The sequence below is a fragment of the Bacillus sp. FSL K6-1003 genome (assembly GCF_037964945.1).
Lineage (GTDB): Bacteria > Bacillota > Bacilli > Bacillales > Bacillaceae > Bacillus > Bacillus mojavensis.
Window position 1 is genome coordinate 2,502,476 of sequence record NZ_CP150176.1, and the last position, 16,709, is coordinate 2,519,184.

16 protein-coding genes and 5 pseudogenes are annotated in these 16,709 nt (G+C 35.5%); 5 read left to right on the plus strand and 16 right to left on the minus strand.

The features are described 5' to 3' along the window. Positions 1 to 93 precede the first annotated feature (93 nt). The 3 genes from NSU16_RS12795 to lrpA all read right to left on the minus strand — a co-directional run bounded on the left by NSU16_RS12795 (position 94) and on the right by lrpA (position 3,154). Positions 94 to 1,398, minus strand: coding sequence for an MFS transporter (locus tag NSU16_RS12795; protein ID WP_339191052.1), 1,305 nt, complete (start codon positions 1,396 to 1,398; stop codon positions 94 to 96). Positions 1,399 to 1,624: 226 nt separating this feature from the next. Next, positions 1,625 to 2,389 (minus strand): MBL fold metallo-hydrolase, encoded by a 765-nt coding sequence (locus NSU16_RS12800; RefSeq protein ID WP_339191055.1) that lies wholly within the window; start codon positions 2,387 to 2,389, stop codon positions 1,625 to 1,627. Positions 2,390 to 2,743: 354 nt separating this feature from the next. Continuing rightward, positions 2,744 to 3,154, minus strand: a complete 411-nt coding sequence (gene lrpA / locus NSU16_RS12805; RefSeq protein ID WP_168747021.1) for a transcriptional regulator LrpA — start codon at positions 3,152 to 3,154, stop codon at positions 2,744 to 2,746. 254 nt (positions 3,155 to 3,408) lie between these two features. Here lrpA and NSU16_RS12810 point away from each other — a divergent pair, with 254 nt between their 5' ends. Beyond that, positions 3,409 to 4,410 carry an LLM class flavin-dependent oxidoreductase gene (locus tag NSU16_RS12810; RefSeq protein ID WP_339191060.1) on the plus strand — a complete coding sequence of 334 codons (1,002 nt, stop codon included), beginning with the start codon at positions 3,409 to 3,411 and terminating at the stop codon, positions 4,408 to 4,410. A gap of 308 nt (positions 4,411 to 4,718) precedes the next feature. On the opposite strand, the gene NSU16_RS12815 is transcribed toward NSU16_RS12810, so the two are convergent. The 8 genes and pseudogenes from NSU16_RS12815 to NSU16_RS12850 all read right to left on the minus strand — a co-directional run bounded on the left by NSU16_RS12815 (position 4,719) and on the right by NSU16_RS12850 (position 9,346). Next, positions 4,719 to 5,495, minus strand: coding sequence for a sulfite exporter TauE/SafE family protein (locus NSU16_RS12815; protein ID WP_339191063.1), 777 nt, complete (start codon positions 5,493 to 5,495; stop codon positions 4,719 to 4,721). A 63-nt stretch (positions 5,496 to 5,558) separates the two neighbouring features. Further along, positions 5,559 to 5,786: a sulfurtransferase TusA family protein gene (locus NSU16_RS12820; protein ID WP_268451246.1), complete on the minus strand. Its 228-nt coding sequence runs from the start codon at positions 5,784 to 5,786 to the stop codon at positions 5,559 to 5,561. A gap of 34 nt (positions 5,787 to 5,820) precedes the next feature. After that, positions 5,821 to 6,955, minus strand: a pseudogene (locus NSU16_RS12825) (MBL fold metallo-hydrolase). A 32-nt stretch (positions 6,956 to 6,987) separates the two neighbouring features. Then, positions 6,988 to 7,383: a DsrE/DsrF/DrsH-like family protein gene (locus tag NSU16_RS12830; RefSeq protein WP_014114508.1), complete on the minus strand. Its 396-nt coding sequence runs from the start codon at positions 7,381 to 7,383 to the stop codon at positions 6,988 to 6,990. 20 nt (positions 7,384 to 7,403) lie between these two features. After that, positions 7,404 to 7,961: a sulfurtransferase TusA family protein gene (locus NSU16_RS12835; RefSeq protein WP_326330884.1), complete on the minus strand. Its 558-nt coding sequence runs from the start codon at positions 7,959 to 7,961 to the stop codon at positions 7,404 to 7,406. Positions 7,962 to 8,025: 64 nt separating this feature from the next. Then, on the minus strand, positions 8,026 to 8,394 hold the full coding sequence (locus NSU16_RS12840) for a rhodanese-like domain-containing protein (RefSeq protein WP_168748293.1): 369 nt from the start codon (positions 8,392 to 8,394) through the stop codon (positions 8,026 to 8,028). 43 nt (positions 8,395 to 8,437) lie between these two features. Next, positions 8,438 to 8,920 (minus strand): DsrE/DsrF/DrsH-like family protein, encoded by a 483-nt coding sequence (locus NSU16_RS12845; RefSeq protein ID WP_339191068.1) that lies wholly within the window; start codon positions 8,918 to 8,920, stop codon positions 8,438 to 8,440. Between the two features lie 165 nt (positions 8,921 to 9,085). Next, positions 9,086 to 9,346 (minus strand): metal-sensitive transcriptional regulator, encoded by a 261-nt coding sequence (locus NSU16_RS12850; RefSeq protein ID WP_168748295.1) that lies wholly within the window; start codon positions 9,344 to 9,346, stop codon positions 9,086 to 9,088. A gap of 339 nt (positions 9,347 to 9,685) precedes the next feature. Between NSU16_RS12850 and NSU16_RS12855 the strand changes: the two genes are divergently transcribed. After that, positions 9,686 to 10,099, plus strand: coding sequence for an Lrp/AsnC family transcriptional regulator (locus tag NSU16_RS12855; protein ID WP_339191070.1), 414 nt, complete (start codon positions 9,686 to 9,688; stop codon positions 10,097 to 10,099). A 194-nt stretch (positions 10,100 to 10,293) separates the two neighbouring features. On the opposite strand, the pseudogene NSU16_RS12860 reads toward NSU16_RS12855, so the two are convergent. Then, positions 10,294 to 10,923, minus strand: a pseudogene (locus NSU16_RS12860) (aspartate phosphatase); the annotation flags it as partial. Here NSU16_RS12860 and NSU16_RS12865 point away from each other — a divergent pair. Further along, a pseudogene (locus tag NSU16_RS12865) lies at positions 10,923 to 11,009 on the plus strand (transcriptional regulator); the annotation flags it as partial. The pseudogenes NSU16_RS12860 and NSU16_RS12865 overlap by 1 nt on opposite strands. 274 nt (positions 11,010 to 11,283) lie before the next feature. Here NSU16_RS12865 and NSU16_RS12870 read toward each other — a convergent pair. From NSU16_RS12870 to NSU16_RS12880, 3 genes and pseudogenes are all read right to left on the minus strand, one after another. Then, a pseudogene (locus NSU16_RS12870) lies at positions 11,284 to 11,648 on the minus strand (transposase family protein); the annotation flags it as partial. 43 nt (positions 11,649 to 11,691) lie between these two features. After that, on the minus strand, positions 11,692 to 12,141 hold the full coding sequence (locus tag NSU16_RS12875; RefSeq protein WP_168748297.1) for a GyrI-like domain-containing protein: 450 nt from the start codon (positions 12,139 to 12,141) through the stop codon (positions 11,692 to 11,694). Between the two features lie 198 nt (positions 12,142 to 12,339). Next, positions 12,340 to 12,906, minus strand: coding sequence for a cysteine dioxygenase family protein (locus NSU16_RS12880; RefSeq protein WP_127696728.1), 567 nt, complete (start codon positions 12,904 to 12,906; stop codon positions 12,340 to 12,342). Positions 12,907 to 13,277: 371 nt separating this feature from the next. Here NSU16_RS12880 and NSU16_RS12885 point away from each other — a divergent pair. After that, positions 13,278 to 13,780: pseudogene (locus tag NSU16_RS12885) on the plus strand (ImmA/IrrE family metallo-endopeptidase). A 24-nt stretch (positions 13,781 to 13,804) separates the two neighbouring features. Here NSU16_RS12885 and fumC read toward each other — a convergent pair. After that, the gene (gene fumC, locus NSU16_RS12890; RefSeq protein WP_339191073.1) at positions 13,805 to 15,193 is read right to left on the minus strand and encodes a class II fumarate hydratase; all 1,389 of its coding nucleotides are present in this window, start codon (positions 15,191 to 15,193) and stop codon (positions 13,805 to 13,807) included. A gap of 166 nt (positions 15,194 to 15,359) precedes the next feature. On the opposite strand from fumC, the gene NSU16_RS12895 reads away from it, so the two are divergent. Continuing rightward, positions 15,360 to 16,250, plus strand: coding sequence for a LysR family transcriptional regulator (locus NSU16_RS12895; protein WP_339191075.1), 891 nt, complete (start codon positions 15,360 to 15,362; stop codon positions 16,248 to 16,250). Positions 16,251 to 16,709 lie beyond the last annotated feature (459 nt).

Genomic DNA, 16,709 nt, shown 5'->3' on the forward strand with positions numbered 1-16,709 from the left:
ATCTCCGCTTATACCTTGAAGTTACATAACACCCAAGATACCTAGAGTAATGTCTACTTAGGTTCTTCAAATGTATAGGAAAGTTATATAAGCTTATGCTTTTTCCTGATTCCCTTTAAAATACCAAATAACTACAGGAACAAGTAACAATGATAAAACAGCTCCAGAAATTGATAGTATTGTATAACTAGAATGTGCAACAACCATTCCTGACAAGGCTCCACCTGCTGCTCCTGATAGTGCTACTAAAACATCGAATGTTCCTTGTGTTTTTGCTCGTAGAGATGGATGTGTTGAATCTATAATGAGGGCAGTTCCCGTTAGTAAACCAAAGTTCCAACCTACCCCTAGTAATACTAGGGCTAGGATTAGTAATGATAATGAGTCTGCCGGTGCAATAGCTGCCACCAATCCAGCGGCAAGAAGTGTAGCACCTGAAGCAATAGCCATAGTAGTGCGACCATACTTATCTACTAATAAACCAGTCAATGGTGAAGGAAGATACATCGCTGCAATATGGAGCCCTATCACTAATCCCACTTCGCTCAAACCATGACCGTGATGTCCCATGTGAACTGGTGTCATTGTCATAATAGCTGTCATGATTAGTTGAGCTAAAATCATAATTACAGCTCCTACCATTATTCCTTTTTTGTTTATGGCAGTATTTTTTAGACTTCCTCCTATTTGTACTTTATCGTCTTTTTTCTCAGCATTCGCAATAGCTGTAGATACAAACAGCGGATCTGGACGAAGAAAAATGAAGAGAATAAATCCAGCAATTATAAAAGCTGCTCCTGACATGATAAACGGACCAGCTAAATTGGGAACACCAATTGAATCTGCAAATCTTCCCATTGTATTAACTAAGTTAGGGCCTACTACAGCTCCTAAAGTAGTAGAAACCAAGGCCATACTTGCAGCAGTTGCCCGTTGTTTCTCATTTGCAAGGTCTGTCCCAGCATACCGAACTTGAAGATTAGAAGCCATACCTGCTCCATAAATAAGAAGGGAAACAAATAATAGGGCAACGCTGTTGATTAAAGCCGCAATTATAACACCTATAGCGCCTAATCCACCTATAAGGAAACCACCTGCAAGTCCTGCTCTACGGCCAAAACGTTGTGAGGATGCTCCTATAAGTAGGGCAGCTACGGCAGATCCAAAAGTAAAGAGGGCAGTTGGAATTCCTGCTACATTTTCCGATCCTATCATATCTTGTGCAAGAAGCGCCCCAACTGTTATCCCAGCACCAAGTCCTGCTCCCCCAAATATTTGTGAAAAAATCAAGATTTTTAATGTTTTTTTATAAAGTTGGTTTTGTTTTTCTGGTGAATCAATATAACCTTGTAACCAAACAGGCTGCTGTGTTGATATATTTGTATCTTTTTTTGTCATTATCTCTACCTCCTAACGACATATCTCTCTGGTGCTGTTCAAGTATTTTTGTCATCATTGGAACATTCCATTTTTGTTATTCCGTATATTTTGGATTTTCGATATATATAAAATTTAATTATATTCATCATTAGAAGAAGCTCATGATTATTTTTTATAATTATGAGCTTCTTCTATTTCTTATTTTTAAATATGAACAAGACAATATTATTTTTCGGTGTTTATATTAAAATGTGTAAGACTCTCCATCTTCTGGTACTAAAATATTTCTTGAGAATCCTTTTTCTTTACTAAAGTTTTTTAATTCTTCTCTAGATAGTGTCCAATGGTTAACAGCTTCCATATGAACAGATATAATCTTAGCATGAGGAGCAGCCTTGTGAACTTCATAGATGTCTTCTTTTCCCATGATGAGTGAACCTAAATCTAATCTTTGATTGTCTCCACCATTAACCACAATGATTTCTGGTTGATGTGTATGAATCTCGTCTTCGATAGCATCATACCAAACTGTATCCCCAGCTACATATAAAACTTTTTCACTTGGGTGCTTGAATACTAATCCACAAACTTCACCCATTAAGTTTAATAACTCTTCTCCTCTGCCATGTTCACCTTTTGTTTTTACTAATTGGATCCCTTCAAAAACAGTGTCTTGTTGCAGTACTTCTACATTTTTGAAACCACTTGCTTTTACTTCTTTTGCATCTGCTTCATTTTGAACAAACATTTTGATGTTTTTTGGCAATACGTTTTTTGCCACATCATCAAAGTGATCTAGGTGTAGATGAGTAACAATGACTGCATCTACGCCATCCAGAATGTTATCTATTGATGTTGGCAAACTCACCAAAGGATTAAATAGATCTTGTCTGATCGTTTCAGGGAAAGTAGCGTACGTACCTTTTTCTGCTAACATAGGATCTATTAAAAATTTTTTATTTGCGTAATTTACAACAATTGTTGCATTTCGAATTTGTGTAATATTCATATTTACAACTCACTTTCTTTTTTATTTGTCTTACTTCGACAGAGTTAAGTGTATAATATCAGCAGTATTCAAATACATAGATAAAAAAAAGTGTTTTAACTCTTTGACTTTATTTTCGAAAGGAATTAACGTTCAACTAGATCAAACAGATAAAAAATTATAGTGAAAGTATGTAATAATAGCCAGATTACAATGAAGATCTGGGAGAGAGTACACTTAACATGGTCAACAGCTGCAGTTCGTATATGTATAAAAAAAGCCCTAGCTCGGTAAGTTTCATATCCAAACTAGGGCTTTTTTAGAGCAGATATATATCATGTTATATGACCACACATCTCCGTTTTATAAAGGTAACTATTTACCAATAACAATCGACACTTTATAGTTTGCATGTTTGTTTAAGTCATTTAAAAATTGATCTAATACCTCGTTTGAAGGAAATTTACATTCAAGCAAATAGCAACCGTCTCCACTAACTTTATAATTGTTTATTACAAAGTTACCTTGTGTTTCTATAAAGGCTAAATAGGGTTGATGATGGATTTTTTCGATATAAATATTAAGAAAAGCATGTACAGAGAAGCCTAATTTCACTTGATTCACTTCAATACTGCATCCTTTTATTATGTCATTGTCTAATAACTTTACTACTCTTGATGCGGCTGCTGGTGCAGTGAGATGTACTTTTTCCCCTAATTTTTTCATTGTAATGCGACTATTTTTAGACAGCTCATCAAGTATTTTTTTATCTATTTCATCAATCATTTTCTTGTATCCTTTCTGAAAAAATAAGATGTATTTTACATAGTTTGTTCGCTGTACAATTTGTTTATGTTTGCTTAAAACTTTAAAAATAAAGTGATATTGTGAAATCACTTTATTTTCCCTATGTATTGATCGATTGAGAAAGTATATATTTATTTGCATACAAATCAAAAGAGGAATGTACACCATTTAATATGAGACATTTATTTAAAATGGTTTTTCCATTGATGTTGTATATGTTTAGAGGTGAAATTATGAAGAAATTTGATATATCTGTTTTATCAGTTGCTCCATTAAGACAAGGAGAAACAATGAAACAAGGGATTGATTCTGCAGTGTCATTAGCTAAAGCTGTAGATCATATGGGCTATAAACGGATTTGGTTTGCAGAGCACCATAATCACGACGCTTATGCAAGTGCAGCAACCGTATCAATTGTACAACATATATTAGCAAATACAAAGGACATCCGCGTAGGTTCAGGAGGTATTATGTTGCCAAATCATTCCCCATTAGTTGTAGCGGAGCAATTTGGAACACTTGAAACATTATATCCAAATCGTGTAGATTTGGCATTAGGACGCGCACCGGGAACGGATCAAAAAACGGCTGACGTGATTCGTCGTTCCAACCATAATGGCGTGTTTTTCTTTGAAAGAGAAGTAAATGATATTTTGCGTTTTGTTGGGGATAAGAGTGTGCAGGGAGAGGTTCACGCTTATCCGGGTATTGGAACGCATGTGCCTGTTTTTGTATTAGGCTCCTCAACGGATTCAGCAGAAATTGCTGCAAAGCTTGGTTTACCCTATGCATTTGGCGCTCAATTTTCACCTCATGCGATGGAAGAAGCGCTCGCTATTTATCGAGAACATTTCCAACCGTCTTCTTATTTACAAGTGCCTTACGTGATTGCTTGTATTAATGTGATTGCAGCAGAATCTATGGAAGAGGCATCTTTTATTTCTGCAAGTCATTTGCAGGTGTATATTGATATTTACACAAATAATTTAAGTAAGCTTATTCCACCCACTGAAAACTTCCTAGAATCGTTATCACAGTTTGAATTAGAAATTCTCCATCGTCGACTGGGGTATACAATCATGGGTGATCCAGAAACAATTCGTCGCGAACTAATTGATTTCCAACAGATGTATCAAGCAGATGAATTAATTGTGTTGTCTAATATTTACGAATTGAGCAAGGAAATTCAGTCTTACGAGATTTTAAAACATGTTGTGGATGAGTTGTTTCAATAAAGAATGGAGCAACTTTAGAAGTCGAGTTATGTGAGTTCGTATTCCTCCTAGCTTTATCCTTCTTTTAAAATACTCAAATTCTTCACTATCCGTGTATAAAAATGCTAATCGACAGTAGACAATACTAATTCAAATACTTTATATGGGCTATCATATAGATTGGTACGAGTCATCCATTATCAAAAAGAATTTCATCCTGTACAAACATTTATTGAACATTATGTAAATGTCTTAACATAAAAAAGAAAGGCCAACATTTGAAACACTCTATTGGTCTTTCTTTTAATCATACGTAAGAAAGTGATCTGTTACAGAATATCCAACCAAATTTTAACAGCCGTCACCGAAATCAGTAAAGCTAAGATCCACCGCAGGATTTTTTCATTTACTTTTTGTCCCAGTTTTGCTCCTAGAGGCGAAGCGATTAAACTTGAGATAATAAGAATCAAAGAAGGTAAAAAAAGTACCTGACCTGTAATCACCTTTCCAACTGTTGCTCCAATAGATGAAAGAAGTGTAATCGCAAGAGATGAAGCGACGGTGATTCTAACAGGAATATTTAAAATCGATAACATAATGGGGACTAGGATAAAGGCGCCGCCAGCTCCTAAAATACCTGATACGCCACCAATGATAAACGCTAGGGACGAAGCCAACCATTTATTAAATATCACTTCTTCGCCTTCTTTATGTGCTTGTCCTCTTTTAGGTATCAACATTAAAATAACAGCTATAATGGCCAGAATTCCGTATATAAAGTTAATTCCTTTTTCAGATATGAGATGAGAAAAATAACTCCCCAAAACACTCCCTATAAGAATACTGCTTCCCATGTAGATGATTAAATTTTTATTTAAAAACCCACTCTTACGATAAGCCCAAACACCGCCAAGTGTTGCAAAGAAAACTTGAATAGCACCTATTCCTGAAACTTCATGGGCAGTTAACGACATCACACCCACTAAGGGAGGAATGTACAATAACATTGGATAATTAATAACAGATCCTCCAATACCAATCATTCCAGAAATAAAGGAACCAATAAACCCTATGATGAACAGAGTTATTATAAAGGCAATATCCATTCGGGTTTCCTCCTTTTTCAAAGGAAAAGGGTATCTTTTTTATTCGATACCCTTTCACAGTGATTAGCCTTTTTTAATCCAGAATTTCAGTACATCGCCTTCTTCAACATGTTCTAGAAGTTCATGACCACCTGACTTAGACCAAGCCGCAAGGTCACTTTTGAATCCTTTATCTGTTGCATGTACTTCTAAAATTCGGCCCAATTCTAACTCATTCATAGCTTTCTTTGTTCTCACAATTGGCATTGGGCATGCTAGTCCTGTTGCATCTAATACTTTATCTGATTTCATGTTCATCTCTCCTCTGTTTGGTAATAATCATCATTTATCGAATTGCACAACGATTTGGCCCAATCTCCATTTCACGCTGTTTTTCTTCATCTGGGTTGATTTTTCCCATATTTGTTTCTCGAATCTCTTGATATGCATTGGGTTGTGGAGGCAGACTGTCTGTCACTAGGTGTCTAAATTCTGTTTCATCCTCAATGTTCAAACCATGGTTCTCGCTAAATAATGCACTTAGTTTTTTACCCACACTACCATCCTCATTTAGCTCATCAATGATCATAAAGTGTGCCGGTAATACAATTAAATCCTTTGATAACGCTTTGTAACGGCTATAAAGAGTTTTTCTTAAATCTCCTACCCAATCTTCTGCCATACCGGCTAAGTCTGGTCTGCCGATTGAATCAATAAACAAGATATCACCTGAAAGAAGATACTGATCATCGACAATGAAAGAAGTGGAGCCAATGGAATGCCCGGGAGAATAAATCGGTTGAATTCTAATCTTTGTATTTCCAATGATAATATCATTTCCTTCTTCCAACGGCTGATAATCGAATACCACTTCTTCAGCATCTTTAGGCGGTAACCAGTAGGTTGCTTTTGTTTTTTCAGCAATGACTCTGCCGCCTGAAATATGGTCTGCGTGAAGATGTGTATCAAATACGTGAGTAATCCTCGCACCCTTCTCCTTCGCAAAATCTATAAAGATATCTACCATACGTGTCGCATCAATAATCGCTGCTTCACCATTGGAAATGACCATGTATGACAGGCAGCCTTTACCGATTCGAACAAACTGATACATCTCACCGCCATCTTTTAAATCCCCGATTTTTACCGGCTCTAAATGTTCGCTCCATGCTTTCATCCCACCCTTAAGATAGGATACAGAAAGACCTGCTTCAGAAAGCATTTCGGATACCATTACGGATGAACCTTCTTTTGCGCAAACGACTAGCACTTCTTTATCAGAAGGAATTTTCTCCAAGATATCTTCTACGCCATCTAAAAGATCAAAATACGGTACATTTAAATGGTCAAAATCATGCCCTTCAATCTTCCAATCGCTAAAATCATTTTCATTACGTACATCTAGAATAAATAGAGGTTCTTTGTTAAAGATTTTTTGTGTGACTTCTTTTGCGGTAAGTGCTTGCACGGTCATGTTTAATTCCCTCCTATATCAAAATCTTTTTAAGCAGGACTAAAATGTTAAAGATACATCCGCATCTTTTGCAAAATCTAAAAAGGTAACAGCCCCGCCTACTTCAATTCCTTCTACAAAATCATCTTTTGTTAAACCCATAACGTCCATCGTCATTTGACAACCAATAAATGTAACACCCATCTCTTGTGCCATTTCAATCAGTTCAGGAATAGACGGCACGTTTGCTTTCTTAAATCCTTCCGCAAAGTGTTCTTTTCCTTTCGGCATTTCTAATTCTTGATGTGCTTGCTTATGAATTAGATTTAATCCCTCGAATGTAAAGAAGATAGATACTTCTTGATCACTTGCTGCTGCGGCAGTCGCAATATTAAAAACTTTATAGGCATCAAATAGACCACCATTTGCCGCAATAATCGCTACTCTTGTACTCATTGGTTTATCATCCTTTTTATTTATTCTGTTTTACCTGTCCAATCACGCATACCAGGGACAACATTAATCACCTTTTTAAAACCTTGTTTTTTCATCGTTTGGGCTGCCATTTCACTTCTTCTTCCAGAATGGCAAATGATATAAATTTCAGCATCTTTGTTTAACTCGTTAGAGCGCTTTTCCACCTCCCCAAGAGGGATATGCACAACTCCCGGGATATGAGCTTCTTCATACTCATCTAGCTCCCGGACATCTAAAATGTTAAGAGACTCCTCACTTTCAACTTTCTGTTTGAAAGCTTCTAGTGAAACCTCAGGAATAGAAGGTGTGCTTTCTGATGAATGTTCTCCTCCTTTACGAAGAAAATGATGAAGTATTTCTCCCTCTGTTTCAGTACCTAGATATTCATGACCTGTGCTATTTGCCCATGCTTGCAAATCTGCCGTGGAGCCTTTATCTGTTGCTTCAATTTCTAGTATTTCACCAGCTTTTAAATCCTTCATTTTCTTCTTCGTTTTTACAATGGGCATTGGACACGTCAAACCTTTAGCGTCTAACACAATATTTGCCTTCACCATTTTTTCCTCCTTTTTAAATAGGGGTGGGGGTATATAAATATACAAAAAAATACTATCTAAGGTTTTATGACCATGTATTCATACCACCTTTAATATTTGTGATGTTTTTAAATCCTTGTTTTTTCAATACCTTGCTAGCCTTTAGACTTCTCATTCCACTTTGACAAATAATAAAAACTTCTTTATCTTTCGAAAGTTGATTGGTTTGACGAGGCAGGTTTGACAAGGGAATGTTTTTAAACCCTTGAATATGTCTTGTACGAAATTCATGAGGTGTTCGTACATCGATAAACTGTTTGCCTTTATTTTTCAGCTCTGACTTTAAATCAGCAGTTGTTATTTGTTTAACACCTTGCACTGGGAAAAAACGTCGAAATACAATCCAAAGTAAAAATAAAATAAGTAAGGTATTGATGATTACGCCACTATCCATTGTGTTTCACCTCCTTTATTTATTTAATTTACAATGGGTAACATTAGATAAATAAGTTGACACTGCCTTCTTCAGCATCTGCCAAATAAGCTGCTACACCAGCATAATCGATATCATCTAATAGTTCTTTTTCCTGTAAACCAAGAAGATCCATTGTCATCGTACAAGCTACAAGCTTTACACCCTGTTCTTGAGCCATCTCAATCAACTGAGGCAACGTAAGTGCATTATGCTTTTTCATCACATTTTTAATCATTTTCGGGCCCATACCTGCAAAGTTCATTTTAGATAAACCCATCTTATCAGCACCACGAGGCATCATCTTTCCAAACATTTTTTCAAGAAATCCTTTTTTTACTGGAATCAGTTCTTCTTTACGTATAGCGTTTAAACCCCAAAAAGTATGGAAGATCGTCACTTCATGATCGTAGGCAGCAGCACCATTTGCAATAATATAAGCTGCCATTGCTTTGTCATAATCTCCACTAAATAAAACAATTGTTGTGTGTTTTGTTTGTTTTGTCATGTTTCTCCTCCTAACTAATTACCCCCAGGGGTATCTGGAATCCTAAAAATTTTTGAATGAAAGATATAAAATTACGCAATCAGTTAAATCTATATACCCATGGGGGTATGTTATTACACAAATAAAAATTCGTCAACCTTAAAGGATTATAGGTTGATGAATTTTTTATCGACTCTTTACCAATAAGTCGACTGCTTCTTTTACTAAATTTTGTGTATCTTCACCCTTTTTTAAATTTTCACGGACACAATGTTCAAGATTTGTGCTCACAATTAAACCCAATGCTCGGTCGATAGCATTACGTGAAGCTGCTAATTGGGTCACAACCTCTCTACAATCTTTTCCTTGCTCCATCATAGTCAATACACCTTTAATTTGTCCTTCTATCCGGCGTAAGCGATTTTTAATCTTTCGATCATACTCCATTTGGATGAAATCCTTTCTTTAATTTATTTGTACAACATGTTACCTACTCAAAACATTCAACATGAATACCTTTAAGCTTTAGGAAATGAATTAATTCAGTGAGCTATTATGTGTATTTTATCACGTTGTATCTTTGAATAAAAACATTTAGATACGCATATGGAAGAAATCAAGTCTTGTTGCAGTTTGACTTGATTTTTGAAAGTGTGTATCTTATATGTTTAACAGGTGTATGATATCCATTTGAATGGGAATATTATGTAATTTGAAAATACCTAGTGAATTCTTACCGCATTTAAAAGTGATTGGTATAGTATACCTAGGAAAGGATTTGATTTTATGTTGGATCACACTGATATAAAAATATTAGAAGAATTGTCCAAAAATAGTCGCATAACAATGAAAGAATTAGGAGAGAAAATTCATTTAACAGGACAAGCAGCTGCGTCGAGAGTTGCTAAATTAGAAGATACCGGGGTAATTAAAGGTTATACAATAAAAGTGAATCAAGCTAATTTAGGGTGTTCTATTCACGCCTTAATTAACATCTACACAAAAAGTACTTATCATCAGCCTTATCTTTCATTTATAAAAGAACAAGAGAAATTTGTTATCAATAACTATAAAATAAGTGGAGATGGCTGTTATCTTCTTGAATGTAGATTTCCATCTAATGAATTGTTAGATCAATTTCTGATGAGCTTAGACAACCATGTAAATTATAAATTGTCCATTGTTATTAACAAGTTGTAGCAAGTACCGTTAGCCAGTAATGCTGCCTCTAGTCTGCATTTTGTTCACTCAGGGCACAATTTGAGGGTTTAATCAGTTTTCATGTTTGATTTCGGTCAGAAAGTTGATGATATGCACTACCTTGCTCAACAGTAAAAGTAGTAACGAGACCTAAACTTAAAGTTACTGCAGTAAGAATAATGATTACGCCCTTTTTAAAATTCATACAGGCATTCTCCCCTCTGAATTTGTTTTTGCGTTTCAAGCATTTTTTGATAATAAACATATGATGTTTCAAATTCCTTTGATTTTGCAAAAACTTCAGCCGTATCAATTGCGATATCTTCCACATACGCATAATTCTTATTTTTTTCTAAGTAATCAATCGTTTTTTTGATTCCCACTTGATCTACTGCATTAATATAAAGTGCTTCCAAATACTTTTGCAGGGACACAAAAAGTTTATCACCTTGGGATATCGCAGCGGATAAACCCTTTTTACTCATTTTTATTGCTTCACTTGTTTTCCCTTGCTTAAAAAGAAATTTAGCGTATGTAAACAGTGAATGTGGTAAATTGCTCAACTTAGCACTTTCTGATACCTTGGCAGCCTCATTTAAGAAATGATCTGCTTTATCATTTATTCCTAAATCTGCGTAATTCTTTCCGAGATTGTAGTAAGCCGAGCTAAGTAGCCTTTCATTGCGCTCTAATTGTTTGGACAACTCTAAGGCTTTTTCAAGGTGCGGCAAGCTTTTCTCGAAATGTTTAAAATCAACGTAATTTCCAGATATCACGAAATGACATTGTATTTTTTGCACTTTATAAAGTTCATATTGATTATAATGGAGAAATAACTGATGAAATATTACAGGCTGCTTTGGAGATTATAACGGAGCAATTAAAAGAAAGACGGAAATCAGATAAATAAACGCAGTTTGTTTATTATTATTTATTTCTGTTATTATGTTTAATTCTGTTTACTAATAAGATTTAGATCCTCATTTATAAAGTGATTTTTGAATCCCTTACAAACCCTTACGTGGCAAGGGTTTGTTGTTTTTCTCATTTGTATTTTCATTTATGTTTCTTTTACATTTTCATATATAAAAAAGAGCGTTTGTTGTGAAAAAAACTGCTAAGTATCGAATTGGAAAAAGAGGGCTTCTTGTTAAAAACCTTGCAAGGTTGTAAATGAAAAAAAATACGGTTTTCTCGTCAACGCCAACGCTTTCTGCGACCTCTACAAAAGTCTTAGACATGGATTGCTCTTGGATGGATTTTAAAAGCCTTTTGGTCATACTACGTTTTTCATCAATGGATATTAAGCGTTCCCAGATTCACGACACTTGTATCGTCTGCGGTTCAATTGTAAGCCCACTCGCTTTAAACGAACGGGCAAATCAATAATTGGTTTCTTTCTTGAACTGTGTTTGTACAACTTGTCAAAACCACATTCAGGACAACGTTCAGGTGGATCGACTGCTTCAACTTTAAACATCATATCTGTGTTATTTTCTTGTGGTGATTCAATTGGTATTAGATCTGAAATACATAGTAGGCCTCTCATGTTTTTATCCTTTAAACAGAGGGTAGGAAATATCCCTGCTTCGTTACTGTATAGGAACTAATATTTCACACAAATGATTATCAATCATTTGTGAAGTATATCTTTCTATAATTGGTTGTTCTCTTATTGATAGATTATTTCTTTCTATCTCAGTAAAAATACTGCCCCAAAATTCACTGACTGCCTCTTTTATATGGTCAAGCAAGAAAACAGCGTATTTCCCACCAGAAAATTCACCAACATGAGCTGGTTTTTCCACATTAAAATCTTTATTTATAACAACGCAAACATCATAACGACATTCCTCTTTAGGAGTAATCTCTGGGTTATCTTGTGGTATGCCTAAAATTGTAGAATTATCAAATACACCATTCGATTTTGCCCACTTTTTAAAATTCTCCATTAATTCTTTGTTTTGCTTTTCACCATACTCCCCAACATTTCGGAAGTAAGCAATCCTTGATTCAGGTAATTCTTCAATAGTTACTTTCATATTTTAATCCTCCTTTCTTAGATAAGGTAATTCGATTTAAATTGTTTTTCAAGTTATTTTAAAAATATTCTGATTATTACGCAGTTTAATTAATCCATTATTCCACTTTACTATATTTTAAGCACATCTGTTAAATAAAAGTAAGCTACATAAACTTAACTCAATGATTTATACAGTCATTAGGCGTAAAAATGCGACTTACTGTCGGGAAGCTGGTACAGGAACCCAGTGACTAACCGCTACCCGTTTTTTCCCCGTATGTGTATCATAGATATGACGCTCTATTTTTCCAATATTGCCGCCGTACACATGAATTCCTACACACGGATCATTGGAGGCACACTCCACTTTGTGAAGGTCTTGGTCAGTGGAGCAACAGACGACAACCTCCCCTTGCAGAATATAACGGTCATTACATGCTATCAGTTCCTCATGCTTATTAGAAGGCGATGCATACTGTATTTCGTGTTCCGTTCCTTGAACTACTCCAATTACGCCCCACGTTCCATGATCATGGACAGGAGTGGATTGCCCAACATCCCAAACCGCAACCGCGATAGAAAAACTCTCATCGTCAGCAATATACAACGGATACAGAGCGTATTTTGGGTTCGGTTGCCGATACTGTGAAGGGAGAATATTATCGGCCTGTAACAGATGTCTCATCCTCTCCGCAATCTTGCCAGTCAAAACCTCTTCAGTCCCGCCGTCATGAACAATTCGATCCACATCCTTAATAAAAGACTCAATTTCAGGATTTTTCATTAACAAACACCACCTAAACTAAATTTTATATACCCTACCCCTGTATTGTATATGAATTTCATGCTGAGTTTCAAGGATAAATTCCCTTCCTTATCCAATTCAAGGTAATAGATATTATTCGAAAAAGTACTTTTGTTAAATGCGTATATAAAGATGTGCTTCTGGTCTTCAACAATTAAGATAGGAGATTGATTATTAAGATTCTGTTTAAACACTTTTCATTATCAATTATTGTCATTAATTACTTAGCAGCTCTTCAATAAACACCACACTTATCTTAGATGCATTTTCCTATGAAAAAAGTCTTAGTTTCCCCTATAATATTTAATAAATCCAATTTTTGGATTGTCGTCTTTAAGGAGGTTTTCATCTTGAGGTATACAAACAGTCATTTAGAGGATTGGATTGAAACTTATACAGGAAGATTGATATGACAGAGCCTGAACAAATTAATTTTGAACGAATTGCCGAGGCTTTAGATATCAGGCTTTCATTTAAACCTGTTACAAGCTTCGCGCTTAAACACAGTGGAATTTATAATATATGCTTGGACAGCCGAAAAAGCCGAGTTGAACAATGGTATGATTTCGCTCATGAATTTTGCCATATATAGACATGAAGGCGGTAAAAAAACAATGCCTGCAACTTGGACTGATTATTTAGAGTGGCAGTCCAATTATTTTACATATCACTTTTGCATTCCGTTGCGTAATATTAATCTTTCGTACATACAATCACATGCAATTGAAAATGGGCTTGGCTTTTTAGTTTGAACATATATTACAGGAAGCTGACCCAACATTTATTTAATCAATCAGTGACGAAAAATCTGTGCACCCCCCTTTTGAATAAGGAAAAACTAGTTACTGATTAGTAACTAGTTTTTATCTTAAAAGATTTAAATGTTTGGTTTCACCATATCTTCTGGCTTAACCATTTCATCAAATTGCTCTTCCGTTAATAGTTCGAGTTGGACAGCAGCCTCTTTTAACGTCAAGCCTTCTTTATGAGCAAACTTAGCAATTTTCGCAGCTTTTTCATATCCGATATAAGGATTCAATGCTGTGACAAGCATTAAAGATCCGGAGAGATTTTCCTTAATGGTTTTTTTATTAGGTTCAATACCAACCGCACAATGATCATGGAAAGATTTTATTCCATCACTCAGTAATTGCACGGATTGAAGGAAGTTATAGATAATAACTGGTTTAAATACATTTAATTCAAAGTTGCCTTGACTTGAAGCAAAACCAATAGTTGCGTCATTCCCCATAATTTGAGCCGCAATCATGGTAAGGGCTTCACATTGAGTAGGGTTGACTTTACCGGGCATAATGGAGCTGCCAGGTTCATTTTCCGGGATTGAAATTTCCCCGATACCACAGCGAGGACCGCTTGCAAGCCATCTAACATCGTTCGCAATTTTCATTAAGTCAGCAGCTAATGCCTTCATAGCACCATGTACATACGTTATTTCATCATGACTAGTTAAGGCATGGAACTTATTCGGTGAACTTTTAAACTGTTGGCCTGTAAACTTCGAAATTTCCTCTGAGACAACTTCTCCAAACTGTGGATGTGCATTAATGCCTGTCCCTACTGCCGTACCCCCGATAGCAAGTTCACGCATTTTTTCAGTTGCTTCCAAGATCATTTCTTTCGAACGATCAATCATATACACCCAACCGCTAATTTCTTGTCCAAGGGTTAAAGGTGTAGCATCTTGAAGATGTGTACGACCTATTTTTACAATGTCATTGAATTTTTTTGCTTTTTCATCTAATGTGTTCCGAAGTTGATCAAGTGCAGGAACTAATTGTTCATAGATGGCTAATACACCTGCAACATGCATCGCTGTTGGGAAAGTGTCATTCGAACTTTGACTGCGGTTGACATCATCATTTGGATGTATGGTTTGTATAGAGCCTTTTTCTTTTAATAAAGCTGTTGCAAGGTTTGCTATAACTTCGTTAACATTCATATTGCTTTGTGTTCCGCTTCCCGTCTGCCAAACAACGAGTGGAAAATTGTCATCATATTTGCCTTCAAGAATCTCATCACAAACTGCTGTAATAACCTCTGTTTTTTCGTTATCCAAATTACCTAGACGATTATTAGCAATAGCTGTACTGCGCTTCAATATAGCAAAAGCTTTAACAATACGGATAGGCATTTTTTCAGAACCTATCTTGAAGTTCTCTTTACTACGTTGTGTTTGCGCTCCCCAAAACTTATCAGCAGGCACCTTTATTTCTCCAAAAGTATCTTTTTCAATTCGATAGTTCATTAAAATAATCCTCCTTCTGAATACACAATTAGTTTAAAATTCATATAAAAATTCATATATTTTTTCGATAAATTGATCATAACACTAATAAATTATGATGTATAATGCATAATAAATATGATTTTAATTCATTTATGTAATGATTTATAAAAAGGTGGATGTTTTAATGGAATGGGAACAATTAGAGTACTTTCAAACTCTTGCTCGTATACAGCATGTAACTAAAGCTGCTGAAACGTTATCAATAACACAGCCAGCACTTTCTCGGTCTATTGTTAGATTAGAAAATTACTTAGGGGTTCCGCTTTTTGATAGACAAGGCCGATCCATTACATTAAATAAATATGGGGAAAGATTCCTCGAGAGGGTCGATTCCATCATTAAAGAATTTACTGAAGGAAAGGAAGAAATTCAATCCCTTTTACAACCAGATCAAGGTGAAGTGTCTTTAGGCTTTTTACACACTCTGGGTACAACGATCGTTCCAAATTTAATTGGAGCATTTAAAGATCAATACCCAAATGTTCATTTCCAATTAAACCAGTCTCACTCTAATCAGCTTTTAGATAAACTAAAATCAGGTGAACTAGATCTCTGCCTGCTTGCTTCTTTTCCAGTCGAATCAAATATAATGTGGAAGCCCTTATGGAAGGAGGAGCTCTTTTTATTTTTGCCCAAAAAACATGTGTTAGCTACTCGTCAGGAGATTACCTTAAACGACATTGCTCATGAGCCTTTTGTTTTAATGAAAGAAGGTTTTGCTCTTCGAGTAACCATAGATCATATATTTGAACAGGGTAATATTACCCCAAACATTGTATTTGAAGGCGAAGAAGCTGCTACAATCGCAGGTTTTGTTGCAGCAGGTCTTGGCGTTTCAATTCTTCCTGATTTTAAAGGCTTAGACCAAACAAATATCGCAAAGGTTCGCATTAGTTGGCCAAGGTTCGAGCGCACAGTTGGTATTTCCTGGATTGAAGGGAAGTATCTATCACCTGTCGCTGAAAACTTCAAGCAATATATCATCAATCAGTTTCCTCAAATAGATTCGATATAGTATAAGTTACTGTTGTTGAGGCCAAGTCATGGTGCTCCTAGATGGATTTAATAGCTCTAAAAACAAACAAAGAAGATACCAAAATGGCTTTTTGGTATCTCTTTATTAATTCGTTACCTTCCATAAAGTGGAAGTATATTGTCAGTTACAGAAGCTTTCAAGCATCTGAAGTTATCCAATACATACTCATTGCATCATTTTATATCTATTTTGGGCACAAAATGGGCACGATTTTTTCCTTCCTTTAGTCCCTAACTTGATCTCCAACTATACTGCCAATGAAAAGTTCAGTCATTGCAGGTTATTTACTTATTTGTTTTCACCCACCATTAAGATTTAGCCAGACGTTCAAGCAGCATCATCCCTTAGGTAATGCTATGTAATAACTGATTATCCTAATGAGGAGATTTTCCGGGAGTATGAAAAAACCGATAGTTTAAAAACCATGAATTTTATATA